At 44.9% G+C, this 23,510-nt stretch carries 39 protein-coding genes (1 of these 39 only partly in view); all 39 read left to right on the forward strand.

The features are described 5' to 3' along the window. Window positions 1-87 precede the first annotated feature (87 nt). Window positions 88-1,278 carry an elongation factor Tu gene (tuf, locus tag M1D61_RS03435; protein WP_046213348.1) on the forward strand — a complete coding sequence of 397 codons (1,191 nt, stop codon included), beginning with the start codon at window positions 88-90 and terminating at the stop codon, window positions 1,276-1,278. 328 nt (window positions 1,279-1,606) lie between these two features. After that, complete coding sequence (rpsJ, locus tag M1D61_RS03440) at window positions 1,607-1,915, forward strand: 30S ribosomal protein S10 (RefSeq protein WP_017692074.1); 309 nt, start codon at window positions 1,607-1,609, stop codon at window positions 1,913-1,915. Window positions 1,916-1,959: 44 nt separating this feature from the next. After that, window positions 1,960-2,583, forward strand: coding sequence for a 50S ribosomal protein L3 (rplC, locus tag M1D61_RS03445; protein WP_017815362.1), 624 nt, complete (start codon window positions 1,960-1,962; stop codon window positions 2,581-2,583). A gap of 25 nt (window positions 2,584-2,608) precedes the next feature. Then, window positions 2,609-3,232: a 50S ribosomal protein L4 gene (gene rplD / locus M1D61_RS03450; RefSeq protein ID WP_046213347.1), complete on the forward strand. Its 624-nt coding sequence runs from the start codon at window positions 2,609-2,611 to the stop codon at window positions 3,230-3,232. Beyond that, the gene (gene rplW / locus M1D61_RS03455; protein ID WP_017815364.1) at window positions 3,232-3,525 is read left to right on the forward strand and encodes a 50S ribosomal protein L23; all 294 of its coding nucleotides are present in this window, start codon (window positions 3,232-3,234) and stop codon (window positions 3,523-3,525) included. Before rplD ends, rplW begins: the two co-directional genes overlap by 1 nt. A gap of 12 nt (window positions 3,526-3,537) precedes the next feature. Beyond that, entirely contained in the window at window positions 3,538-4,368 is an 831-nt protein-coding gene (gene rplB, locus M1D61_RS03460; protein WP_046213346.1) for a 50S ribosomal protein L2, read from the forward strand. A 62-nt stretch (window positions 4,369-4,430) separates the two neighbouring features. After that, on the forward strand, window positions 4,431-4,709 hold the full coding sequence (gene rpsS, locus M1D61_RS03465) for a 30S ribosomal protein S19 (RefSeq protein ID WP_017815366.1): 279 nt from the start codon (window positions 4,431-4,433) through the stop codon (window positions 4,707-4,709). A gap of 35 nt (window positions 4,710-4,744) precedes the next feature. Next, window positions 4,745-5,092, forward strand: coding sequence for a 50S ribosomal protein L22 (gene rplV / locus M1D61_RS03470; RefSeq protein ID WP_046213345.1), 348 nt, complete (start codon window positions 4,745-4,747; stop codon window positions 5,090-5,092). A gap of 15 nt (window positions 5,093-5,107) precedes the next feature. After that, on the forward strand, window positions 5,108-5,773 hold the full coding sequence (gene rpsC / locus M1D61_RS03475; RefSeq protein ID WP_458121204.1) for a 30S ribosomal protein S3: 666 nt from the start codon (window positions 5,108-5,110) through the stop codon (window positions 5,771-5,773). Window positions 5,774-5,775: 2 nt separating this feature from the next. Continuing rightward, on the forward strand, window positions 5,776-6,210 hold the full coding sequence (gene rplP, locus M1D61_RS03480) for a 50S ribosomal protein L16 (protein ID WP_017815369.1): 435 nt from the start codon (window positions 5,776-5,778) through the stop codon (window positions 6,208-6,210). After that, a complete protein-coding gene (gene rpmC, locus M1D61_RS03485) occupies window positions 6,200-6,400 on the forward strand; it encodes a 50S ribosomal protein L29 (protein WP_017815370.1) in 201 nt (66 codons plus the stop codon). The genes rplP and rpmC overlap by 11 nt, the downstream gene beginning before the upstream one ends. A 52-nt stretch (window positions 6,401-6,452) precedes the next feature. Then, a complete protein-coding gene (gene rpsQ / locus M1D61_RS03490) occupies window positions 6,453-6,716 on the forward strand; it encodes a 30S ribosomal protein S17 (RefSeq protein WP_458121205.1) in 264 nt (87 codons plus the stop codon). 37 nt (window positions 6,717-6,753) lie between these two features. Beyond that, window positions 6,754-7,122 (forward strand): 50S ribosomal protein L14, encoded by a 369-nt coding sequence (rplN, locus tag M1D61_RS03495; protein ID WP_017815372.1) that lies wholly within the window; start codon window positions 6,754-6,756, stop codon window positions 7,120-7,122. A 53-nt stretch (window positions 7,123-7,175) separates the two neighbouring features. Beyond that, window positions 7,176-7,532 (forward strand): 50S ribosomal protein L24, encoded by a 357-nt coding sequence (gene rplX / locus M1D61_RS03500; protein WP_082096552.1) that lies wholly within the window; start codon window positions 7,176-7,178, stop codon window positions 7,530-7,532. Window positions 7,533-7,565: 33 nt separating this feature from the next. Next, entirely contained in the window at window positions 7,566-8,108 is a 543-nt protein-coding gene (rplE, locus tag M1D61_RS03505; RefSeq protein WP_458121206.1) for a 50S ribosomal protein L5, read from the forward strand. Window positions 8,109-8,178: 70 nt separating this feature from the next. Next, window positions 8,179-8,364 carry a type Z 30S ribosomal protein S14 gene (locus M1D61_RS03510; RefSeq protein WP_013312154.1) on the forward strand — a complete coding sequence of 62 codons (186 nt, stop codon included), beginning with the start codon at window positions 8,179-8,181 and terminating at the stop codon, window positions 8,362-8,364. A gap of 32 nt (window positions 8,365-8,396) precedes the next feature. Continuing rightward, on the forward strand, window positions 8,397-8,795 hold the full coding sequence (gene rpsH, locus M1D61_RS03515; RefSeq protein WP_017815375.1) for a 30S ribosomal protein S8: 399 nt from the start codon (window positions 8,397-8,399) through the stop codon (window positions 8,793-8,795). A gap of 31 nt (window positions 8,796-8,826) precedes the next feature. Beyond that, complete coding sequence (gene rplF, locus M1D61_RS03520) at window positions 8,827-9,369, forward strand: 50S ribosomal protein L6 (RefSeq protein WP_046213342.1); 543 nt, start codon at window positions 8,827-8,829, stop codon at window positions 9,367-9,369. 82 nt (window positions 9,370-9,451) lie between these two features. After that, window positions 9,452-9,817: a 50S ribosomal protein L18 gene (gene rplR / locus M1D61_RS03525; RefSeq protein ID WP_458122400.1), complete on the forward strand. Its 366-nt coding sequence runs from the start codon at window positions 9,452-9,454 to the stop codon at window positions 9,815-9,817. A gap of 27 nt (window positions 9,818-9,844) precedes the next feature. After that, on the forward strand, window positions 9,845-10,342 hold the full coding sequence (gene rpsE / locus M1D61_RS03530) for a 30S ribosomal protein S5 (RefSeq protein ID WP_017815378.1): 498 nt from the start codon (window positions 9,845-9,847) through the stop codon (window positions 10,340-10,342). Window positions 10,343-10,354: 12 nt separating this feature from the next. After that, window positions 10,355-10,540 carry a 50S ribosomal protein L30 gene (gene rpmD, locus M1D61_RS03535; RefSeq protein ID WP_017815379.1) on the forward strand — a complete coding sequence of 62 codons (186 nt, stop codon included), beginning with the start codon at window positions 10,355-10,357 and terminating at the stop codon, window positions 10,538-10,540. A gap of 46 nt (window positions 10,541-10,586) precedes the next feature. After that, window positions 10,587-11,027, forward strand: coding sequence for a 50S ribosomal protein L15 (gene rplO / locus M1D61_RS03540; protein WP_017815380.1), 441 nt, complete (start codon window positions 10,587-10,589; stop codon window positions 11,025-11,027). Then, on the forward strand, window positions 11,027-12,325 hold the full coding sequence (gene secY, locus M1D61_RS03545) for a preprotein translocase subunit SecY (RefSeq protein ID WP_046213340.1): 1,299 nt from the start codon (window positions 11,027-11,029) through the stop codon (window positions 12,323-12,325). Before rplO ends, secY begins: the two co-directional genes overlap by 1 nt. 93 nt (window positions 12,326-12,418) lie before the next feature. Continuing rightward, on the forward strand, window positions 12,419-13,063 hold the full coding sequence (locus M1D61_RS03550; RefSeq protein WP_458121207.1) for an adenylate kinase: 645 nt from the start codon (window positions 12,419-12,421) through the stop codon (window positions 13,061-13,063). Between the two features lie 5 nt (window positions 13,064-13,068). Beyond that, a complete protein-coding gene (map, locus tag M1D61_RS03555) occupies window positions 13,069-13,821 on the forward strand; it encodes a type I methionyl aminopeptidase (protein ID WP_458121208.1) in 753 nt (250 codons plus the stop codon). Window positions 13,822-13,830: 9 nt separating this feature from the next. Further along, complete coding sequence (locus M1D61_RS03560; protein WP_458121209.1) at window positions 13,831-14,127, forward strand: hypothetical protein; 297 nt, start codon at window positions 13,831-13,833, stop codon at window positions 14,125-14,127. A gap of 13 nt (window positions 14,128-14,140) precedes the next feature. Next, the gene (infA, locus tag M1D61_RS03565; protein ID WP_017815385.1) at window positions 14,141-14,356 is read left to right on the forward strand and encodes a translation initiation factor IF-1; all 216 of its coding nucleotides are present in this window, start codon (window positions 14,141-14,143) and stop codon (window positions 14,354-14,356) included. Between the two features lie 116 nt (window positions 14,357-14,472). Continuing rightward, window positions 14,473-14,586 carry a 50S ribosomal protein L36 gene (rpmJ, locus tag M1D61_RS03570; RefSeq protein WP_003333770.1) on the forward strand — a complete coding sequence of 38 codons (114 nt, stop codon included), beginning with the start codon at window positions 14,473-14,475 and terminating at the stop codon, window positions 14,584-14,586. Window positions 14,587-14,608: 22 nt separating this feature from the next. Continuing rightward, window positions 14,609-14,974, forward strand: a complete 366-nt coding sequence (gene rpsM / locus M1D61_RS03575; protein WP_017815386.1) for a 30S ribosomal protein S13 — start codon at window positions 14,609-14,611, stop codon at window positions 14,972-14,974. A 16-nt stretch (window positions 14,975-14,990) separates the two neighbouring features. Then, window positions 14,991-15,386 (forward strand): 30S ribosomal protein S11, encoded by a 396-nt coding sequence (rpsK, locus tag M1D61_RS03580; protein ID WP_017815387.1) that lies wholly within the window; start codon window positions 14,991-14,993, stop codon window positions 15,384-15,386. Between the two features lie 135 nt (window positions 15,387-15,521). Continuing rightward, the gene (locus M1D61_RS03585; protein ID WP_458121210.1) at window positions 15,522-16,466 is read left to right on the forward strand and encodes a DNA-directed RNA polymerase subunit alpha; all 945 of its coding nucleotides are present in this window, start codon (window positions 15,522-15,524) and stop codon (window positions 16,464-16,466) included. 34 nt (window positions 16,467-16,500) lie between these two features. Continuing rightward, window positions 16,501-16,866: a 50S ribosomal protein L17 gene (gene rplQ, locus M1D61_RS03590; RefSeq protein WP_017815389.1), complete on the forward strand. Its 366-nt coding sequence runs from the start codon at window positions 16,501-16,503 to the stop codon at window positions 16,864-16,866. 149 nt (window positions 16,867-17,015) lie between these two features. After that, window positions 17,016-17,801, forward strand: a complete 786-nt coding sequence (gene truA / locus M1D61_RS03595) for a tRNA pseudouridine(38-40) synthase TruA (protein ID WP_458121211.1) — start codon at window positions 17,016-17,018, stop codon at window positions 17,799-17,801. Window positions 17,802-18,039: 238 nt separating this feature from the next. Beyond that, window positions 18,040-18,477 (forward strand): 50S ribosomal protein L13, encoded by a 438-nt coding sequence (gene rplM, locus M1D61_RS03600; protein ID WP_017815391.1) that lies wholly within the window; start codon window positions 18,040-18,042, stop codon window positions 18,475-18,477. Window positions 18,478-18,496: 19 nt separating this feature from the next. After that, window positions 18,497-18,889 carry a 30S ribosomal protein S9 gene (rpsI, locus tag M1D61_RS03605; protein ID WP_046213335.1) on the forward strand — a complete coding sequence of 131 codons (393 nt, stop codon included), beginning with the start codon at window positions 18,497-18,499 and terminating at the stop codon, window positions 18,887-18,889. Window positions 18,890-19,473: 584 nt separating this feature from the next. Continuing rightward, the gene (locus tag M1D61_RS03610; RefSeq protein ID WP_046213334.1) at window positions 19,474-20,166 is read left to right on the forward strand and encodes a phosphoadenylyl-sulfate reductase; all 693 of its coding nucleotides are present in this window, start codon (window positions 19,474-19,476) and stop codon (window positions 20,164-20,166) included. Window positions 20,167-20,375: 209 nt separating this feature from the next. Next, window positions 20,376-21,545 carry a sulfate adenylyltransferase gene (gene sat, locus M1D61_RS03615; protein ID WP_458121212.1) on the forward strand — a complete coding sequence of 390 codons (1,170 nt, stop codon included), beginning with the start codon at window positions 20,376-20,378 and terminating at the stop codon, window positions 21,543-21,545. A 270-nt stretch (window positions 21,546-21,815) separates the two neighbouring features. Further along, window positions 21,816-22,928 carry a P-loop NTPase gene (locus M1D61_RS03620; protein ID WP_458121213.1) on the forward strand — a complete coding sequence of 371 codons (1,113 nt, stop codon included), beginning with the start codon at window positions 21,816-21,818 and terminating at the stop codon, window positions 22,926-22,928. 136 nt (window positions 22,929-23,064) lie between these two features. Continuing rightward, window positions 23,065-23,510, forward strand: the 5' portion of a protein-coding gene (locus M1D61_RS03625; protein ID WP_458121214.1) for a stage II sporulation protein M. 172 nt of this gene lie beyond the right edge of the window; 446 of the gene's 618 nt are visible here — the first part of the coding sequence; its start codon is at window positions 23,065-23,067; its stop codon lies beyond the right edge, outside the window.

Here is a 23,510-nt window from a genome sequence, read left to right on the forward strand (position 1 = left end):
GGTATGCAGGAGGCGGTTTAACCGCTTTCTGATCCATGCTCCATACCAAAAATAAACAACACTACCTTCAAGGAGGAACTGTTTAAAATGGCAAAGGCTAAATTTGAACGTAATAAACCGCACGTTAACATCGGTACTATCGGTCACGTCGATCATGGTAAAACAACTCTGACTGCTGCAATCACAACTGTACTGTCCAAAACTTACGGTGGTGCTGCTGTAGCATTCGATCAAATCGATAAAGCTCCAGAAGAGCGCGAGCGCGGTATCACTATCTCTACTGCACACGTTGAGTACGAAACTCCTAACCGTCACTATGCACACGTTGACTGCCCAGGTCACGCTGACTATGTTAAAAACATGATCACTGGTGCTGCACAAATGGACGGAGCGATCCTGGTTGTATCCGCAGCTGATGGTCCTATGCCACAGACTCGTGAGCACATCCTGCTGTCCCGTCAAGTAGGCGTACCTTACATCGTAGTATTCCTGAACAAATGTGATATGGTTGAAGACGAAGAGCTTCTGGAACTGGTTGAAATGGAAGTTCGCGATCTGCTGAGCGAATACGATTTCCCAGGCGACGACACTCCAATCACTCGCGGTTCTGCTCGTGAAGCATTGGCTAACCCTGATGGCGACTGGGCTAAGAAAATCGTTGAAATGTTCGAAACAATCGATACTTACATCCCAACTCCAGAGCGCGACACAGATCGTCCTTTCCTGATGCCTGTCGAGGATGTATTCTCCATCACTGGTCGTGGTACAGTTGCTACTGGTCGTATCGAGCGTGGTACTGTTAAAGTCGGCGATGAAATCGAAATCGTTGGTATCCAGGAAGAAACTAAGAAATCCGTTGTTACGGGCGTAGAAATGTTCCGTAAACTGATGGATTCCGCTCAAGCTGGTGACAACATTGGCGCACTGCTGCGTGGTGTTGACCGTACTCAAATCGAGCGTGGACAAGTACTGTCCAAACCAGGTTCTGTTAACCCGCATACTGAGTTTTCCGCTCAAGTATACGTTCTGACAAAAGAAGAAGGTGGCCGTCACAAGCCTTTCTTCACTGGTTACCGTCCACAGTTCTACTTCCGTACAACTGACGTGACTGGCGTTATCTCCCTGCCAGAAGGTACTGAAATGGTTATGCCTGGTGATAACATCACTGTTAGCGTATCCCTGATCAATCCAATCGCGATTGAAGAAGGTACTCGTTTTGCGATTCGCGAAGGCGGACGTACAGTAGGCGCTGGCGCGGTTGCTACTATCTCCAAATAATTAATCTTCCTGCGTGATCTTTAGGATCCGGAAGATTTAAATAAGCAACATTGTATTGTAACGAAGCAACATTGTATCCTAATCGAAAGTTGAGATAAGGCCTGCTTCCTTTGCAAAAGGAGACAGGTCTTATTTTATTATGGAAAAGTTTCAAAAAAGACTTGCACATCTACCAGCTTATCATATATAATAACTAATGTTGTGCTGAGACGTTGCGATGATGTGAGAGGTTACTGACACACCCGGCTCCTTTGCCATGAGCGGTGAGTCGGAAAATTTTCACGGAGTATGTCCGATAATAAATTGGGCGATAAAAGGAGGGACTAAAATGGCAAAGCAAAAGATTCGTATTCGCTTGAAAGCTTACGATCACAGAATTCTTGATCAATCCGCAGAGAAAATCGTTGAAACGGCTAAACGTTCCGGCGCAGGAGTATCCGGGCCGATCCCGCTTCCGACTGAGAAACAAATCATCACTATTCTCCGTGCGGTGCATAAATACAAAGATTCTCGTGAACAATTCGAACAACGTACACATAAACGTTTGATCGACATTGTTAACCCAACTCCACAAACTGTGGATGCTCTGATGCGTCTGGACTTACCGTCTGGCGTAGATATCGAAATTAAATTGTAATCCACATAGATGTGGTAACACGTAAAATGAAAAGAGGTGTCAACATGAAAGGTATCTTAGGAAGAAAACTGGGTATGACTCAAGTCTTTACCGCGGAAGGTAACGTAATTCCTGTAACGGTTATCGAAGCTGGACCATGTGTGGTTCTGCAGAAGAAAGACCTGGAAAATGACGGATACGAAGCGGTACAAATCGGTTTTGCTGACAAAAAAGCAAGCAGATCTAACAAACCGGAAGCAGGACACGCTACTAAAGCGAATACTGTGCCTAAGCGCTACGTTCGCGAAATTCGCGGTGTTGACCTCGCTAATGTCGAGGTTGGCCAGGAACTCAAAGCAGACTTGTTTGCTGAAGGTGAGTTCGTTGACGTAACGGGTATTTCCAAAGGTAAAGGTTTTGCCGGCGTTATCAAACGTTGGGGCCAAAGCCGCGGACCAATGTCTCACGGTTCCCGTTATCATCGCAGACCAGGTTCTATGGGTTCTATCCAAGCGAACCGTGTACCGAAAGGTAAACGTCTGCCAGGTCACATGGGTCATGATACAGTAACGATCCAACGCCTCGAAGTTATCCGCGTGGATGCTGAGCGTAACGTAATCCTCGTTAAAGGCTCTATTCCAGGCCCGAAAAATAGCTTCGTTAAAGTTAAAGAAACGGTGAAAAAATAATTAAAAAAGAAAGGAGGAACATGAAATGCCCAAAGTAGCACTTTATAGTATCGATGGTAGCCAGGTTGGCGAAATCGAATTGAGCGATTCCGTATTCGGTATCGAACCTAATACTAGCGTGCTCCACGATGCAGTAGTTATGCAACGCGCTTCCCTTCGTCAAGGTACTCACAAAGTAAAAGGACGTTCTGAAGTACGCGGTGGTGGACGCAAACCATGGAAACAAAAAGGAACTGGACGTGCTCGTCAAGGTTCTATCCGTTCTCCACAATGGAAAGGCGGCGGCGTAGTATTTGGACCAACTCCACGTAGCTATGCTTTCAAACTGCCTAAAAAAGTTCGTCGTCTGGCGATCAAATCTGCTTTGTCTTCCAAAGTAGTAGCCAACGAAATTATCGTTCTGGATACTCTGACTCTGAACAGTCCGAAAACTAAAGAGTTTGCAGCAATCCTGAACAACCTGAAAGTAGACCGTAAAGCATTGATCGTAGCTTCCGAGTACGACAATAACGTAGCTCTTTCTGCTCGTAACATTCCAGGTATCAAATTTGTTGCAGCTGACGGTGTGAATGTTCTAGACGTGCTTGTGCACGATAAACTGATTCTGACGAAGGAAGCAGTTCAGAAGGTAGAGGAGGTGTTCGCGTAATGAAGGATCCACGCGATATAATCAAGCGTCCGGTAATTACTGAACGTACTGCTGACTACATGAGCGAACTGAAATATGCTTTCGAAGTTGACATTCGTTCCAATAAAACGGAAATCAAAAAGGCAATTGAAGAAATCTTCAAAGTGAAAGTGTCTAAAGTTAACACTCTTCGCATGCCAGCTAAACCAAAACGTTATGGACGTTACAGTGGCTATACTTCCGAATGGAAGAAAGCAATCGTAACATTGGCTCCAGAGAGCAAACCGCTCGAGTTTTTTGAATCTGTAGAGTAAGGAGGACAAACCGTGCCTATTAAAAAGTATAAACCGACATCCCCGGCTCGTCGTAATATGAGTGTTTCTACATTCGAAGAGATTACAACGAATCAACCGGAGAAAACGTTGCTGGCTCCGCTTTTCAAAAAAGCAGGCCGTAACAACCAAGGTAAAATTACTGTTCGTCACCATGGCGGCGGACACAAACGTAAGTACCGTATTATCGACTTCAAGCGTAACAAAGATGGAATACCAGGTCGCGTTGCTACAATCGAGTACGATCCAAACCGTACTTCCAACATTGCACTGCTCCACTACGCTGATGGCGAAAAACGTTACATCATCGCTCCAAAAGGACTGAAAGTTGGAGATCAAGTATTCTCCGGCCCGGAATCCGATATCAAAATCGGTAACTCACTGCCACTGGAGAACATTCCTGTAGGTACAGTTATCCACAATATCGAACTGAGACCAGGTAAAGGTGGTCAGCTCGTTCGCGCAGCTGGTACGGAAGCCCAATTGCTTGGTAAAGAAGAAAAATACGTGTCCATTCGCCTGTCTTCCGGTGAAGTACGTCGTGTACTTAAAGTATGCCGCGCTACAATCGGTTCTGTAGGTAACGAAGATCACGAATTGATCAAAATCGGTAAAGCTGGTCGTAACCGCTGGTTGGGCAAACGTCCACAAGTTCGAGGCGTAGTTATGAACCCTAACGATCACCCACACGGTGGTGGTGAAGGTAAAGCTCCTATCGGTCGTAAATCTCCAATGTCACCTTGGGGTAAACCAACTCTGGGTTACAAAACTCGTAAAAAAGGTAAAGCTTCCGATCAATACATCATTCGCCGCCGCACGAAGTAAGATTTGTGCTTGAATGCTTGTAAAGTATGAAGTGACGAAAAGATGAAGGGAGGATTCAACCTATGAGCCGTAGTCTTAAAAAAGGTCCTTTCGTGGATGGATACTTGCTGAAAAAAGTGGAAGTTCTGGATGCTGACAACAAAAAAACAGTGATCAAAACTTGGTCCCGTCGCTCCACAATTTTCCCGCAATTCATCGGACACACTTTCGCTGTCTATGATGGACGCAAACATGTACCTGTATACGTAACGGAAGATATGGTCGGACACAAGCTTGGTGAGTTCGCACCAACTCGTACGTACAAAGGTCATACTGACGATGACAGAAAAACAAGACGTTAATATAGTGTTGTAAAAGTAAGAGAGGAGGTCACGCAATGCAAGCGAAAGCACATGCAAAGTTTGTACGCATCGCTCCGCGCAAAGTTCAACTGGTTGTTGACCTGATCCGCGGAAAGCAGGTTGGTGAGGCGATCGCAATTCTGCGTCACACACCAAAGTCTGCATCTCCGGTAGTTGAGAAGCTTCTTAACTCCGCAATCGCCAATGCTGAGTTCATCAGCACTGAGAAAAACGAATCTTTGGACGTGAACAGCCTGTTCATTTCTGAAGCTTACGTTAACCAAGGTCCTACTTTGAAACGGTTCCGCCCTCGTGCAATGGGACGTGCAAGTAAGATCAACAAACGCACCAGCCACATTTCTTTGGTGGTAACTGAAAAATAAAAGGAGGGAAAACGTGTGGGCCAAAAGGTAAATCCCATCGGATTACGTGTAGGTATTATCCGTGACTGGGAATCTAAATGGTATGCTGGTAAAGACTTCGGCGATCTTCTTATGGAAGACGTTCGAATCCGTGAATACCTGAAGACGAAACTGAAGGAGTCCGCTGTCTCCCGAATCGAAATCGAGAGAGCGGCTAATCGCGTGAACGTTACAATCAACACTGCGAAACCTGGTATGGTTATCGGACGTGGTGGTTCTGAGGTTGAAGTACTTCGTAACGAAGTGACTAAAATCGCAGGCGGCAAAAAAGTTCACATCAACATTTCCGAAATCAAAAATCAGGAACTGGATGCTATCCTCGTTGCTGAAAGCATTGCACAACAACTGGAACGTCGCGTTTCTTTCCGTCGTGCTCTGAAACAATCGATCCAAAGAACTATGCGCTCTGGCGCAAAAGGAATCAAAACAGCCGTTAGCGGACGTCTTGGCGGAGCTGAAATCGCCCGTTCCGAAGGTTACAGCGAAGGAACTGTTCCACTGCATACACTTCGTGCTGATATCGATTATGGTACAGCTGAAGCTCATACAACTTACGGCCGTATCGGCGTAAAAGTATGGATCTATCGTGGCGAGGTTCTTCCTACGGCTAAGAAACAAGCTGCTCAGGAAGGAGGCAACTAATCATGTTGGTACCTAAACGTGTAAAACACCGTAAACAGCATCGTCCAGGAATGGCTGGTCGCGCTAAAGGCGGTACTGAACTGAACTTCGGCGAATTCGGCCTGCAAGCTACTGAGCCTGCTTGGATCACGAATCGTCAAATCGAAGCTGCCCGTATTGCTATGACTCGTTATATCAAACGTGGTGGTAAAGTATGGATTAAAATTTTCCCGGATAAGCCAATCACTCAAAAGCCTCTTGAGGTTCGTATGGGTAGTGGTAAAGGTAACGTAGAAAAATGGGTTGCCATCGTTAAACCAGGAAAAATTATGTTTGAACTTGCTGGCGTATCTGAAGAGATTGCACGTGAAGCGATGCGTCTGGCTTCTCATAAATTGCCGGTAAAAACTAAGTTTGTGAAACGTGAAGAATTGGGTGGTGAAGCAAATGAAGGCTAATGAATTGCGCAACCTTACCACTGCTGAAATCGAGCAAAAGATTGCTGGTTTTAAAGAGGAACTCTTTAACCTGCGCTTTCAACTTGCTACCGGTCAATTGGATAACCCTACTCGTATTAGCGCAGTCCGCAAGCAAATCGCGCGTGCTAAAACAGTAGTTCGTGAAAGAGAACTCGGAATTACTTCATAATCCAATATTTGACGAGCTTGTGATTGCCGTCAGCTGAGGGAGGAGGCCCACTATGAGCGAACGTAATGCCCGTAAAGTACAGGTAGGCAAAGTTGTCAGCGACAAAATGGATAAAACTATTGTAGTTGCTGTAGAAACTTACAAAAAGCATGATCTGTATCGCAAACGCATTAAGTACACTAAGAAATTCAAAGCTCATGATGAAAACAACACTGCGAAAATCGGTGATGTTGTTAAAATCATGGAAACTCGTCCACTGTCCAAAGACAAAAACTGGAGACTGGTGGAAGTTGTAGAAGAAGCAATCATCATTTGATGATTTAATATAAGTTGCCTGGAAGGAGGAACTAGAAATGATTCAACCATTTACACGTTTGGCTGTAGCCGATAACTCTGGCGCAAAAGAACTGATGTGTATCCGCGTACTGGGTGGTACTGGACGTCGTACAGCTGCTATCGGTGATACAATCGTTTGTTCTGTAAAACAAGCAACACCAGGCGGCGTTGTCAAAAAAGGTGATGTAGTTAAAGCAGTAGTTGTTCGTACGAAGAGCTCTGTACGTCGTAAAGACGGTTCTTACATCGCATTTGATGAGAATGCAGCAGTGGTAATCAAAGACGATAAAGGCCCTCGTGGTACTCGTATCTTTGGACCAGTTGCCCGTGAACTGCGTGATCGCGATTACATGAAAATCGTTTCCCTGGCTCCGGAAGTCATCTAAACGATACCGATATAAGGCCCTGTGCCTGAGTGAGTTATAGGAGGTGTACAGAAATGGCGAAAGTGAAAAAAGTGTTGGAGTCTCACAACAACAAACTGCATGTAAAAAAAGATGATACGGTTATCGTAATCAGCGGTAAGGACAAAGGTAAAAAAGGTCGCGTAATCGCTGCGTATCCTCGTGAAAACCGCGTGCTGGTTGAAGGCGTGAATATGATTACCAAGCATCAAAAACCGACTCAGCTGAACCCGCAAGGTGGACGCATTGAGCAAGAAGCACCTATCCACGTTTCGAACGTAATGCACGTTGATCCTAAGGACGGAAAAAAAGTAACCCGTGTTGGTTACAAAACACTGGATAACGGCAAAAAAGTTCGCGTTGCTAAGCGCTCCGGAGATACAATCGATTAATACTAATTGTTAAGGAAAGGAGGACCTTCCACAATGGCTTCAAGAATGAAAGAGATGTACCTGAACGAAATCGTTCCTTCCCTGACTACGAAATTCAACTACACGACTGTTATGCAAGTCCCTAAAGTTGAAAAAATCGTTATCAACATGGGTGTGGGCGAAGCGGTATCGAACTCCAAAGTATTGGATTCTGCTGTAAGCGATTTGCAACTGATTTCTGGTCAAAAACCAATCATCACTCGCGCTAAAAAATCCATCGCTGGATTCAAACTGCGTGAGAACATGCCGATCGGTGTTAAAGTAACACTGCGCGGCGATCGTATGTACTACTTCCTGGACAAACTGGTTAACATTACACTGCCTCGCGTACGTGACTTCCGCGGTGTTTCTTCCAAAGCGTTCGATGGTCGTGGTAACTACACACTGGGTCTGAAAGAGCAGCTGATCTTCCCAGAGATCGAGTACGATAAAGTCGATAAAGTACGTGGTATGGATATCGTTATCGTTACTACAGCTAAAACGGACGAAGAGTCCCGTGAACTGTTGACCCAATTGGGAATGCCTTTCGTAAAATAAGTTGTGAAATGTACGGGGTTCGAATATAAGCCCCTTTTTCTCCGAAAATCTTTAGGAGGTGTCAGGCGAAGTGGCTAAAACTTCAATGAAAGTTAAACAACAACGTACACCGAAGTTCAAAGTGCGTGCTTACACTCGTTGCGAACGTTGTGGTCGTCCACATTCCGTTTTGCAAAAGTTTAAAATTTGCCGTATTTGCTTCCGTGAATTGGCATACAAAGGCCAGATTCCTGGCGTGAAAAAAGCAAGCTGGTAAACCATTGATTAACAGGAAGGAGGTTCACACACATGTCTATGTCAGATCCAATTGCTGATATGCTTACTCGTATTCGTAACGCCAACACTGTGCGTCACGAAACAGTAGAAGTTCCAGCTTCTAAAATGAAGAAGCAAATTGCTGATATCCTGAAGCGTGAAGGTTTCATTCGTGATGCTGAAATGGTTGAGGATAACAAACAAGGAATTATCCGTATTTTCCTGAAATACGGTCAAAATAACGAGCGTGTAATTACTGGCCTGAAACGTATCAGTAAACCAGGACTTCGCGTTTACACAAAGAGCAATGAAATCCCACGCGTATTGGGTGGACTCGGAATCGCGATTATCTCTACTTCTAACGGAGTGGTAACCGATAAAGAGGCTCGTCAATCCAAAAGCGGCGGCGAAGTTATTTGCTACGTTTGGTAATTAACGTCATAAAATAAGGAGGTGCAACGCAATGTCCCGTATTGGTCGTAAACCAATTGAAGTACCTAGTGGTGTAGAAATCACTTTGGATAACACTACTCTGACGGTAAAAGGTCCGAAAGGAACCCTGTCCCGTGAGCTTCACAAAGATATGAAAGTAAACGTTGAAGGTAACGTGATCACGATTGAGCGTCCTTCTGACAATAAACTTCACCGTTCCCTGCACGGAACAACTCGCAGTGTTGTGAGTAACATGGTGAGTGGAGTAACTACTGGTTTCTCCAAAGCTCTGGAACTGGTTGGTGTCGGATACCGCGCAAGCAAATCTGGCGACAAAATCGTTCTAAACGTAGGTTACTCTCACCCGGTAGAAATTACTCCGGAAGCAGGCATCGATTTCGATGTACCTACTAACACTCGTATCGTAGTTAACGGTATCGATAAAGAGCGCGTAGGTGCTTACGCAGCTAAGATCCGCTCCGTACGTGAACCAGAACCTTACAAAGGTAAAGGTATCAAGTATGAAGGCGAACGTATCCTTCGTAAAGAAGGTAAAGCTGGTAAGAAAAAATAAGCTAGGGGATAATGGCTCATTACCCCAAGCAAGCTAGCATGAAGCTGGCTCAGGTAAAATGAAGGGAGTGAAATATACAGTCATGATTACTAAAGCTGATAAAAATAAAGCTCGTCTGAAAAGACATCTGCGTGTTCGTAAGAACATCACCGGTACTGCTCAGCGTCCGCGTCTGAACGTATTCCGTTCTTCCAAACATATCTACGCTCAACTAATCGACGACGTGGCTGGTGTAACTTTGGTATCTGCATCCACTAAGGATAAAGAACTGACAGACATCAAAAACGGCGCTAGCGTTGAAGCTGCTGCTAAAGTTGGACAGCTGATCGCAAAACGTGCGGTTGAACAAGGACACGAGTCGGTTATATTTGACCGCGGAGGCTATTTGTATCACGGACGGATTCAAGCCCTGGCAGATGCAGCTCGTGAAGCGGGTCTTCAATTCTAAAACATTGTAAAAAAGGAGGTAAACGACTTGCGTATTGATCCAAATACTTTAGAACTTACTGAAAGAGTAGTTCATATTAATCGTGTAGCTAAAGTAGTTAAGGGCGGACGTCGTTTTAGCTTTAGCGCGCTGGTAGTAGTAGGCGACGGTAAAGGCTGGGTTGGTGCTGGTCTCGGTAAAGCCGGTGAAGTACCTGATGCGATTCGTAAAGGTATCGAAGATGCTAAGAAAAACCTGGTACACGTTCCACTCGTAGGAACTACAATTCCTCACCTCGTAAACGGTAAATTCGGAGCAGGCCGCGTAATGCTGAAGCCAGCATCTGAAGGTACTGGAGTAATCGCTGGTGGTCCAGTTCGTGCCGTTCTGGAACTTGCTGGTGTAGGTGACATCTTGACAAAATCCCTGGGTTCTTCGAACTCCATGAATATGGTTAATGCTACGCTGGAAGGCTTGTCTCGCCTGAAACGTGCTGAAGATGTAGCTAAACTGCGTGGAAAAACAATCGAAGAACTGCTCGGTTAAGGAGGGAATCACATGGCTAAATTGGAAATTACCCTCGTCCGTAGCGTGATCGGTCGTCCAGAAAACCAACGCGTCACTGTAAAAACTTTGGGACTGCGTAAACTGAACCATTCGGTCATTCAAGAAGACAATGCTGCAATTCGTGGCATGGTCAACCAAGTACAACACTTGGTGTCTGTAAAAGAAATTCAAGGCTAATTGATCGAAAGATTAGCCTATTATCAATAAGGAGGTGCAACGAACGATGAAATTGCATGAACTTTCTCCAGCACCTGGTTCCCGTAAAGAGCGTAAGCGCGTTGGTCGCGGAACTAGTAGTGGTACTGGTAAAACATCGGGTCGTGGTCACAAAGGACAAAATTCACGCTCTGGCGGCGGTGTTCGTCCAGGATTTGAAGGCGGTCAAAACCCACTGTATCGTCGTTTGCCGAAACGTGGATTTGTTAACCCAACCCGTAAAGAGTATGCACTGGTTAACGTAGCTGAACTGAACAGTCTGGCTGCTGATACTGAAGTAACTCCTGAATTCTTGATGGAGCAAGGCATTGTAAAAAGTGCGAAAAGCGGAATCAAGATTCTGGGTAATGGCGAACTGTCTGTAAAACTGACTGTAAAAGCGAATAAGTTCTCTCAATCTGCGGTAGAGAAGATCGAGGCTGCCGGCGGTAAAACCGAGGTGATCTAATGTTCAAGACCCTGACGAATATATGGCGGGTGGAGGATCTTAGAAATCGGATACTATTTACCCTGCTGGTACTAATTGTCTACCGTATCGGTTCGTTTGTACCAGTACCTGGAGTAAACACGGAAGTTTTCACTGCCACAAATAACCAGGGGCAAGAATTATTCGGTCTTTTAAACACCTTCTCCGGAGGAGCATTGTCTCGATTCTCGATCTTTGCTCTTGGAATTATGCCGTATATCACAGCGTCCATCATCGTACAGTTACTGTCGATGGATGTCATTCCAAAGTTTGCGGAATGGGCAAAACAAGGGGAACACGGTAAAAAGAAGCTAGCACAGATTACTCGTTACGGTACAGTTATTCTGGGTCTGATTCAGGCCTTTGGTACATCGATCGGCTTTAACCGTCTGTACAACACAGAAATGATTCCAGGTGCTACTATCTGGAGTTATATTCTGATTGCACTTGTATTGACGGCGGGTACATCTTTCCTAATGTGGCTCGGCGAGCAGATCACTGAAAAAGGAATTGGTAACGGGATCTCGATTATCATTTTCGCGGGGATCGTGGCAGCAATTCCACAGCATATCCGTGATATGGTTCAATCGGATTTCCTGGCACCAGGTCAGACGTTCATGAACGTTGTGAAACTGGTTGTCGTTGTTATTGTCGTGATTTTGATTGTTATCGGTGTTATCTTCATTCAACAAGGGATTCGGAAAATTCCGGTACAATATGCAAAACGCGTTGTAGGTAACAAAATGTATGGCGGTCAGAATACACATATTCCGCTGAAGATCAATTCAGCTGGTGTTATCCCTGTAATCTTCGCTGTATCCCTGCTTCAATTCCCGATCATTATAGCAAGCTTTTGGTCTACACATCTCTGGGCTAAATGGGTTACCGATAATCTTTGGTACGACAAGCCGCTCGGTATGGTGCTGTATGTTATAATGATTATAGGCTTTACTTTCTTCTATACATTTGTGCAAATGAATCCTACGCAAATGGCAGATAATATGAAGAAGAATGGCGGTTACATTCCAGGCGTTCGTCCAGGTAAGCCTACGGCTACGTACTTGACTCGTGTTATGACTCGTTTGACCATGACCGGCTCTTTGTTCCTGGCGATCATCTCTGTACTTCCAGTATTCTTGGGCGCCATTTCCGGTTTGCCTCAATCGGTTCAAATCGGTGGTACATCGCTTCTTATCGTTATCGGTGTTGCACTGGATACGATGAAAACGATCGAAAGCCAACTTATCAAACGCCATTACAAGGGTTTTATCAATAAATAGACGGCAGGTTCCGGCTGAATGGGGAGTCCCATTCATACCCGGCACCTTTCCGTGCTGTTCTTGCAAGAGTAGTTTTAGGGGGAGTGACGAAGCGTGAACATTATATTCATGGGACCTCCGGGAGCAGGAAAAGGAACACAGGCCGCTGTGATTGTGAAAGAACTGGGCATTCCTCATATTTCTACGGGCGATGCATTTCGTCTGGCGATCAAACAGGAGACTCCTATTGGAGTTAAAGCCAAAGAGTTCATTGATCAGGGGTTACTGGTACCGGATGATGTAACCAATGGAATTGTGGAAGAGCGACTCGCTCAACCTGACTGTGAAAAAGGTTTTTTGCTTGACGGTTATCCAAGAACTTTGGCCCAGGCTGAAGCACTGGATAAGATGCTGGCAGCAATGGACCGGAAGCTGGACCACGTAATCAATCTTAAAGTAGATCGTGACAAGCTGCTCGTTCGTATTACCGGACGACGCATCTGCAAAACTTGCGGTGCTACTTACCACATTGTATTTAATCCGCCAAAGCAAGAAGGCGTATGTGATATCGATGGCGGTGTACTCTACCAGAGAGCTGATGATAACGAAGAAAGTGTAGCAACCCGACTTGACGAGTACGGTAACAAGACGGCACCTCTGCTCGCTTACTACGGAGATCGCAACCTTCTAAGAGATATTGATGGCGAACAGGGCATTGACGTAGTATCACAGGATATTGTGTCATTGCTGAGAGGTTAAGCGGAATGATCATTTGCAAATCCGAAACAGAACTTGGCTTTATGCGAGAAGCAGGGCGAATCGTAGCGGAAACACACGCTTTGATCAAACAGTCTATCGAGCCAGGGGTTACAACGGAAGAGCTCGATCAACTTGCGGACCGTTATATTCGCAGCCAGAATGCCTTGCCATCGTTCAAAGGATACAATGGTTTTCCTGCCAGTATTTGTGCTTCGGTGAATGAGCAGCTTGTTCATGGATTCCCAAGCAAACGCAAACTGCAAGAAGGCGACATCGTTACTTTTGATATTGGAGCTCAGTATCAGGGGTATCACGGTGATTCGGCGTGGACCTATCCGGTAGGACAAATTTCTGACGAAGCGAAGCGTCTTTTGGATGTTACAGAAGGGGCTTTATTTGCCGGACTTGACCTGGTAAAACCGGATGTGCGTCTGTTTACAATATCGCATGCGATACAGCGTTTTATTGAAGATGCCGGAATGTCTGTCGTACGAGAGTATGTCGGTCACGGGATCGGAACCAAACTGCACGAAGATCCAAAAATTCCGAATTACGGAATCGCCGATCGGGGTCCAAGGCTTAAACCGGGAATGGTTCTAGCAATTGAACCTATGGTAAATGCTGGTGGACGGCAAGTGAAAACGTTGGAAGACAAATGGACAGTAGTTACGGTTGATGGCTCACTGTGTGCCCATTTTGAACATACAGTTGCGGTTACACCGGACGGTATGGAAATTTTCACAAAACTTAACGCGTAGGTGATTGTTTTGAAAACAGGGACATCCCCGCAGGTCGGTCAAGTTGTGAGAGTTTCAAAAGGTAAGGGAGCTGGCCAACCTGCTGTAATCATTGCAATATCGGATGAGAAATTCGTGTATATCGCCGACGGAAACAAACGCAAGTTTGATCAGCCGAAGAAGAAGAATTTGCTTCATTTGGAGCTGATGCCGGTGATTAGCAGCGAAGTCGTAGACAGTTTGCAAGAAAGCGGACGGGTCACAAACGGAAAGTTGCGTCATGCAGTTGCCAAGTTTGTTGAATCTGCCGAAAAAAATACGGTTTAAGGAGGAACTCATTGTGGCTAAAGAAGATGTTATTGAGGTAGAAGGCGTGGTTCTTGAACCATTGCCGAATGCAACGTTCAAAGTTGAGCTGGAAAATGGTCATCAGATTCTTGCTCATGTTTCTGGTAAGCTGCGGATGCACTTTATCCGTATTCTGACTGGAGATAAGGTGGTAGTTCAACTTTCACCTTATGATTTGACAAAAGGTCGTATAACTTATCGTAAATAGAACACAAATGCATAAATCTATGGTATAATAGATGCTTATGTGATATAAATTTGTGGTGCAGATAACATGCTGACGAAATAAGTTTTACGGTAGTAAAACTTGAGGAGGTAATTAACATGAAGGTAAGACCTTCTGTAAAGCCCATCTGCGAAAAATGCAAAGTCATTCGCCGCAAAGGGAATGTAATGGTAATTTGTGAAAACCCTAAGCACAAACAAAAGCAAGGTTAATTAATCGAGGAGGTGTAGCGTAATGGCACGTATAGCTGGTGTAGATTTACCACGTGATAAGCGCGTTGAGATCGCCTTGACATATATTTTCGGAATCGGTAAAACGACTTCCCAGAAAATTCTGAGTGGTACAGGTATTGACTTTAACACTCGTGTCCGCGATCTAACTGAAGATGAAGTAGGAAAACTGCGTGAAGCAATTGAAAGTACAAAAGTTGAAGGTGATCTTCGTCGTGAGATCTCTCTTAACATTAAACGTCTGATCGAAATCGGATGCTACCGTGGTGTTCGTCACCGTCGTGGTCTGCCGGTTCGTGGACAACGTACTAAAACAAATGCTCGTACACGTAAGGGTCCTCGTCGTACAGTAGCGAACAAGAAGAAGTAAGGGAGGTTAATGAGCAATGGCTAAAGCTAAAAAAGTCGTACGTACTAAGCGTCGCGACCGTAAAAATATCGAATCTGGCGTGGCACATATTCGTTCCACGTTTAACAATACGATCGTTACTATTACGGATCCTCATGGTAATGCCATTTCCTGGGCTAGCTCCGGCGGTCTTGGATTTAGAGGTTCCCGTAAGTCGACTCCATTCGCAGCACAACTGGCAGCTGAAACAGCAGCTAAAGCAGCTATGGAACACGGCATGAAGGCTGTTGAAGTTATGGTTAAAGGTCCAGGTGCAGGACGTGAAGCAGCAATTCGTTCCCTGCAAGCAGCTGGTCTGGAAGTTAACCTGATCAAGGATGTAACTCCAATCCCGCATAACGGATGCCGTCCACCAAAACGTCGTCGCGTATAATCGAAGCATGTCTCTTCAATGTGGTCATCCTCCCGGAGAATACATTTTATGTATACCGGGGACTACTGCATGTCTATTGAATAAAGTTTTAGCGACAGTTTCACCGAAGCGACGTTTTGAAGGAGGGATATTGCAGTGATAGAAATCGAAAAGCCGAAAATTGAGACCGTAGATGTAAATGATGAAGGAACCTATGGCAAGTTCATCGTAGAACCTCTCGAACGTGGTTACGGCACAACACTTGGCAATTCACTTCGCCGGATCTTGCTTTCTTCTCTTCCGGGAGCAGCGGTAACATCCGTACAAATCGATGGTGTATTGCACGAGTTCTCAACGGTTCAAGGAGTAATGGAAGACGTTACGGAAATTATTTTGAACCTCAAGGCCCTTTCTCTGAAAATCCACTCTGATGAAGAAAAATTGTTAGAGATTGATGCAGAAGGAGATGGAGTGGTCACTGCAGGCGATATCCGTGCTGACAGTGACGTGGAAATCCTTAATCCGGATCTTCATATTGCCACTCTGGCTCCAGGTTCAAGACTCCACATGCGTATTTTTGCTAATCGTGGTCGCGGTTATGTATCGGCGGATAAAAATAAGCGTTCTGATCAGCCAATCGGCGTGATTCCGATCGATTCTATTTATACCCCGATTTCCCGTGTTAACTACGGTATCGAAAATACTCGTGTTGGTCAGGTTACGAACTATGACAAGCTGACTATCGAAATCTGGACGGATGGAAGCATTCGCCCGGAAGAAGCAGTTAGCCTGGGTGCCAAAATTCTGACCGAGCATTTGATGTTGTTTGTTGGTCTGACTGACGAAGCAAAAGATGCTGAAATTATGGTCGAAAAAGAAGAGGACAAAAAAGAGAAAGTGCTCGAGATGACTATCGAAGAGCTCGACCTCTCTGTACGTTCTTACAACTGCTTGAAACGTGCCGGCATTAATACGGTACAAGAACTGACTACTAAATCCGAAGACGATATGATGAAAGTCCGTAACCTAGGCCGCAAATCTCTCGAAGAAGTTCAAGAGAAACTGCAGGAACTGGGGCTGGGTCTGCGTCAGGAAGACTAGTCACTTAATCATGTGAAGAAGGAGGGAATACAATATGGCATATCAAAAATTGGGTCGCAACTCCAGCGCTCGTAAAGCATTGTTCCGTGATATGGTAACTGACCTGTTCTTATATGAGCGTATTCAAACGACAGAAGCAAAAGCGAAAGAACTTCGTTCTATCGCTGAAAAGCTGATCACCCTGTCCAAGCGTGGAGATCTGCATGCTCGTCGTCAAGTTGCTGCTTATGTACGTCGCGAATCTCTCGATGGTGGACAAGATGCAATTCAAAAATTGTTCTCTGAACTGGCAACTCGTTATGCAGAGCGTCCAGGTGGATACACTCGTATCCTAAAACTGGGACCTCGTCGTGGCGACGCTGCACCTATGGTTTATCTTGAACTGGTAGACCGCGCGTAACATGCAGATAAAGAAGGGTGGACAGGGTCATTGGATTCTGACAAAGCCCTTTTTTTCTCTGTTTGGATAAGTTATGGTATCAAGATGAAGGGAGGGGGCTCCACTAGGGGCTCCCTCGCTTTGTATGTGTATATAAAGGTGTGAGATGCATGCGTAATCTATGTATGACCGTAAATTATGATGGGAGCCGCTATAACGGCTTTCAGACACAGCCGGACGGGAATACCGTACAGGATCATTTGGAGAAGGCAATAGCCTCTATAATCGGTGAGAAGCCGAAGATCCATGGTTCAGGGCGTACAGACGCTGGAGTACATGCAGTCGGCCAGGTGTTTAACTTCATAACAGCCTCTCCGGTACCTGCGGATCGCTGGCCTCTGGCCCTTAATGGCCGTCTGCCCAGAGATATTGTGGTTACCGGGTCCAGGGAAGTTCCGTTAGAGTTTCATTCCAGGCGTTCTGCTAAACGTAAAACCTACCGATATACGATTAATGCCAATCAATATCCGGATGTGTTTTTACGGCATATGCAGCTGCACCATCCGGGAAAGTTGGACGTACAGGCCATGGAAGAGGCTTTTCATTATTTTGTAGGAACCTATGACTTCACTTCTTTTGCTTCCCGTTATTCCCAAAAGCAGAGCCATATTCGTACGGTGCTTGAGACAAGACTGGAGATCGATTATTCACAGACGCGTCCTCATACAAGAGACCAGGGTATCCTGCATTTTTATATTACGGGTAATGGCTTTTTACAGCATATGGTACGGATTATTATAGGAACGCTCATTCAGGTAGGAGAGGGCAAGCATAAGCCTGATGCTATACCAGGGATGATTGCAGCCTGTGATCGCAGCGCTGCAGGTCCTACAGCCGTCAGTAAGGCGTTAACCATGTGGGGAGTCCACTATGATGACATTACTTTTGAAGATTAATGATCCAATAAAAAAAGTCTTGAAAAAGGTTAAATAGTGCTTGCTTAACGTTGATTCATCCTGTAAAATAAAAGTTGTGTTTTCTTAGAGCTATCCCACAGCCCCCTAAGGGAATTACATTACCATTGATATAACCATTAACTATTACAAATGTAACATTGTGTATTAACAACACAAACAAAGAACGATCATATATGAAAATGTAAATTTTCAAAAGCAGACTAAGGAGGAACTTCTCATGCGCACGACCTATATTGCGAAGCCAAGTGAAGTAGAACGCAATTGGCACATTATTGATGCTGAAGGTAAAACACTTGGCCGTCTGGCAAGTGAAGCCGCAGCACTGATCCGCGGTAAACATAAACCATCTTTCACACCTCACGTGGATGGCGGAGATTTCGTTATCGTAATCAACGCTGAAAAAATTCACCTGACTGGTAAAAAGCTGCAAGACAAAAAATACTATCGTCATTCCATGCACCCAGGTGGTCTGAAAGTGACGAATGCTCAAGAACTGCTCGCTAACAAACCAGAACGTGTAATTGAAGCTGCTGTACACGGTATGCTTCCAAAAACTCGTCAAGGTAATGCAATGAAGCTGCGTCTGAAAGCATACGCTGGCGCAGAACATCCACATGCAGCACAAAAACCAGAAGTTTACGAACTTCGCGGATAATTAAAAGGAGGACAGTTTCATGGCACAAGTACAATACTATGGGACAGGTCGTCGTAAACATTCGGTAGCACGTGTTCGCCTTGTACCGGGTGAAGGACGCATTGTCATCAACAAACGCGACATCAATGAATATTTCGGTTTGGAAACACTCAAACTGATCGTTAAACAACCACTGAACCTGACAGAAACTGTGGGAAGCTACGATGTAATCGTACTGACTCACGGTGGCGGTATCTCTGGTCAAGCAGGCGCAATTCGTCACGGTATCTCCCGTGCATTGCTCAAAGCTGATCCAGAACTGCGCGGTTCCCTGAAAAAAGCTGGATTCCTGACTCGTGACCCTCGTATGAAAGAGCGTAAAAAATACGGTCTTAAAGCAGCACGTCGCGCACCTCAGTTCTCCAAACGTTAATTCGTTGTTCAAAAGCCTTTTCTCTTACTCAGAGAAAGGGCTTTTTTATTTGCTTAAATGCTCCTGTAAATTATGTGAAATTGAAACGTTCTATTCAAACAATCAATGAGCAAATTAAATGAATAGTGTATTGTGTATAGTTTGTGGAAAAGAAAACCTATAATCAAGGAAAATACAGATTGTATACAAGAATATGTGCATAAGCCTGTGAATAAAAAACTACATTGAAAAATAAATTTCTAGCATACAGTTATCCACAAAATATTCTGATGAATTCAGTCTTTATGCCAAATAGAGTATCAAACTAATCCGTTTACATTTTTTTGGAATAATCTTTAAGTTCCTCTTGAATCGGCAGAAAGAAGGACCTATAATATACATATAATTCTTAGTAGTTTAGTTGGTTTTATTCACATCCATAGTTAGTCTTCTTAAAATGACAATTAAGCTTGCAGAAAATGTTTCAGAGGTACAACGTGTGAATCAAGTCCGGTTAATCTATCTTTCTATAGAGGTAGATCAATGACACATGAGTACTTTTTTCCAATTTGAAAAAAACTAACTTTAAAGATGGGGGAATACACATGAATCTTTTGGAAAAGGAAGAGTTGGCCAGAATTAAAGCGGAAGAATTGGAGCATGCTTCAGCAGAGCAGGTTATACGTTGGGCTGTTGATAATTTTGAAAGTCTCACTTTTGCCTGCAGCTTTGGAGCAGAGGATGTAGTGATCGTAGATATGCTGCAGACGATCAGCCCATCCACTGATATTTTTTACCTGGACACCGATTTTCATTTCCAGGAAACGTATGAGACGCGCGATCGTATGGTTGAACGCTACGGAATCAACTTTGTAAAAGTGGCACCGAAGCTGACTCCGGAAGAGCAAGCAGCTGCTCATGGTGAGTCTCTCTGGACAGTAGATCCGAATGCATGCTGCAATATCCGTAAAGTAGAACCACTCACTCGTATTCTTTCTCAATATGATTCATGGATCACTGGTATTCGCCGGGATCAGGCGCCTACCCGTGCCAATGCCAAAAAGATCGAATATGACTACAAATTCGGTTTGATGAAGTTTAATCCTATTGCCGATTGGACTTCGGAGGATGTATGGCAGTATATTCGGGACAATGATATCATTTATAATCCTTTGCATGACCGTCATTATCCAAGTATTGGATGTGAACAATGTACCCGTCAGGTGATGCCTGGAGAAGATCCACGTGCAGGACGTTGGGCCGGTTCGGCAAAGACAGAGTGCGGTCTGCATAAATAAGGAGCATGGCAGATAAGGCTAAATTTTTGTCGCTGTTCATTATCTGTATTCTATCCTATCTGTTATAGGTGGACAGCGACTTACACATAAGTAGTACATTATTCTCTGTAGAAAAAGTACTGTTTAATGCTTGCTTTACCGGTTTGGCAGATTCGTATAGACCGAGGTAGCGCTGCAGGCACTCATCACATAATAAGGGAGAGACCCAGATGACGACGATTTTACCGCATGGTGGCAAGCTGATTAACCGACTCGTGGAAGGACAGGAAAAGGAACAACTGTTACAGCAGGCCAAGCAGTGGAAGCAGGTACCTATCAACACTTGGACGATATCAGACCTGGATCTGATCGCAATAGGTGCATTCTCCCCCTTGGAAGGGTTTATGGAGGAACAGGATTACCGTTCTGTCCTAAAAGATATGAGACTTGCGAGTGGCCTGGTATGGAGTATTCCAATTACTCTGGCTCTTGAGGAATCAATCACTTCCACCCTTGCGATTGGTGAGAAAGTGGCTCTGGTAGGAGAGGATGACCAGATTACCTACGGTATTCTGGAAGTTCGCAGCATTTATCAGGTGGATCAGCAGGAGGAAGCGTTACAGGTATTCCGTACAAACGATACGGAGCATCCAGGTGTACAAAAGCTGCTTGGCAGATCTTCCACCTATGTAGGCGGACCTGTTCAGGTGCTGCAGCGGCCGGTACCCGAGAAGTTTAGTGAATTCTATTATGATCCGGCACAGACCCGCCAGATTTTTGCAGATAAAGGCTGGAATACCGTAGTAGGCTTTCAGACTCGTAATCCGGTACATCGTGCACATGAATACATTCAAAAGAGTGCTATGGAGACGGTAGATGCCTTATTTTTAAATCCGCTGGTAGGCGAGACCAAGTCGGATGATGTGCCGGCAGATGTGCGTATGCGCAGTTATCTGGTACTGCTGGAAAATTATTATCCACAGGATCGCGCCTTTCTGGGAGTTTTCCCGGCAGCAATGCGTTATGCTGGACCGAGAGAAGCGATATTCCATGCAATGGTCCGTAAAAACTATGGCTGCACCCATTTTATTGTCGGACGGGATCATGCAGGTGTAGGCGATTATTATGGCACATATGAAGCACAGGAGATATTCTCTAACTTTACTCCAGAAGAGCTCGTTATTACGCCTCTTTTCTTTGAACACAGCTTTTTCTGCACCAAGTGCGGTAATATGGCATCCAGTAAAACCTGTCCTCATCCAAAAGAGCAGCATTTAACATTATCCGGTACCAAGGTAAGGGCGCTGCTCAGAGATGGTCAATGCCCTCCACCTGAATTTACACGTCCGGAAGTAGCGGAGATTTTGATCGAAGGAATGGCTGAACGCATTCCACAGTAAGTGCTCCAGATTATTTTATTTCCCTGATAACCTGCCCATGTGCAGGCTATCAGGGTTTTTTAATCCATTTTTGTTTCAGCTCTAATCATACTGAAGCCAATAAACCGTAGAGATGCAATCCTTATTAAAATTAGTATTATATTTCCATTATATCCTGTAGACACCTGAATCATTCGCTAAGTAACCGGATACAATGCTATAATGGCAATGATTATGGGTACGCTGTATATAGAAGTATATTAAATTGATCTGATAAGGAGTGCGCCATTAATGCTATCCAGAGAATATGTACTTGAACTATTGAGCAACGTCAAAGACCCACAGTATGATTTCCCACTCCTGGAAATGCAATTGATCCGTGATGTGATGGTCAAGGAAACCAGAATATCACTGACTGTAGTCAGCATCGAGCTGGGACAGGAGTATAAGGATGCGATAGAGCAGGCCGTACGTCAGGCTCTTCAGATTGTGCAGCCTATTGATATTCATATCCGCTTCAGAGAGCCATCAGATCTCGAAATGGAAGCGGTCAGACGGTTATTATCCCCTGAGGAGGCATCTTCTCCTACAGACGAAGAGATCGAGCAAAAAGGTCATGCAGCAGGTCTCGAGAACCTCTCGATTATCAGTGAGAATTCCGGTGTTCGCTTTATTGCCGTAGCCAGTGGTAAAGGCGGAGTGGGCAAATCCACCGTAACCGTCAATCTGGCGGCAGCTCTCGCTCAGCTGGGTAAACGAGTTGGCGTGATCGATGCGGACATTTACGGTTTTAGTGTACCCGACATGATGGGAATAGAAGAAGGCCCTACAGTTGAAGAAGGACGCATCCAGCCAGTAGAGCGCTTCGGTGTAAAAGTTATGTCGATGGGCTTCTTCATCCGTGAAAATAACCCTGTGATCTGGCGCGGACCGATGCTGGGCAAAATGCTGCGTCAATTTTTCGCAGATGTTGATTGGGGAGAGCTGGACTATATGCTGCTGGATCTGCCGCCGGGTACAGGAGATGTGGCACTTGATGTGCATCAGATGCTCCCGCAAAGTAAAGAAATCCTGGTCACTACACCACATGCGACAGCTGCCTTTGTTGCTGCCCGAGCCGGAGCCATGGCCCTGCAGACCAACCATGAAATTCTGGGAGTTGTAGAAAATATGGCATATTACCAGACCCGTGATGGACAGAAAGACTATGTATTCGGCAGAGGTGGCGGCGGTATGCTGGCCGAAAATCTGCATACGGAGCTGCTTGCTCAGATTCCGCTTGGCGCACCAGATAATCTGCCTACTGATCCAGACTTCTCTCCTTCCGTATATAATAACGAGAGTGAGATTGGCCAGCTCTATGAAGAACTTGCGAACCGTGTCATTCAGAAATATGAGCAGTAATCATGTTTGAATAACCATGCAACACTGTTAATTGAATAGTAAGGAAGAGAGACAGGGATACGGGAATCCATCCTATATACCTGTCTTTCTATCTATGTCCATTATACGGGGTTGGTGACCATAGGAAGGAGTAACCATGTTTTCGATACGTACATTCTGGAATGACCTACGCAACAATAGAACAATGCTTCTTGTATCGGTTGCCCTATTTGTTATAGGTATTATATTAGGCGTATGGCTGGCAGTACCGTTGGGGCAATACCTGGAGAAACAGCTTGAACAGCTAAGAGGGGTTACCGAGCAGCTGCAGCAAAGTAACCATGTAGAGCTCAGCTACTTTATACTGATCTTCTTCAATAATGTCATCAAAAGTATACTGATTATCTATCTCGGAGCATTGTTGGGAATTCTACCGGTTATTTTTCTGGTAATGAACGGCATGATGATCGGCTTCCTGGTATATACGCGCAGTACAGAGGGAGTAGACCTGGTCACTCTTATTGTAAAAGGTTTGCTACCGCACGGCATTATTGAAATCCCGGCAATTCTGATTGCAGCTGCCTATGGTCTAAAGTTTGGCAA

Source organism: Paenibacillus sp. Z6-24 (genome assembly GCF_054161335.1).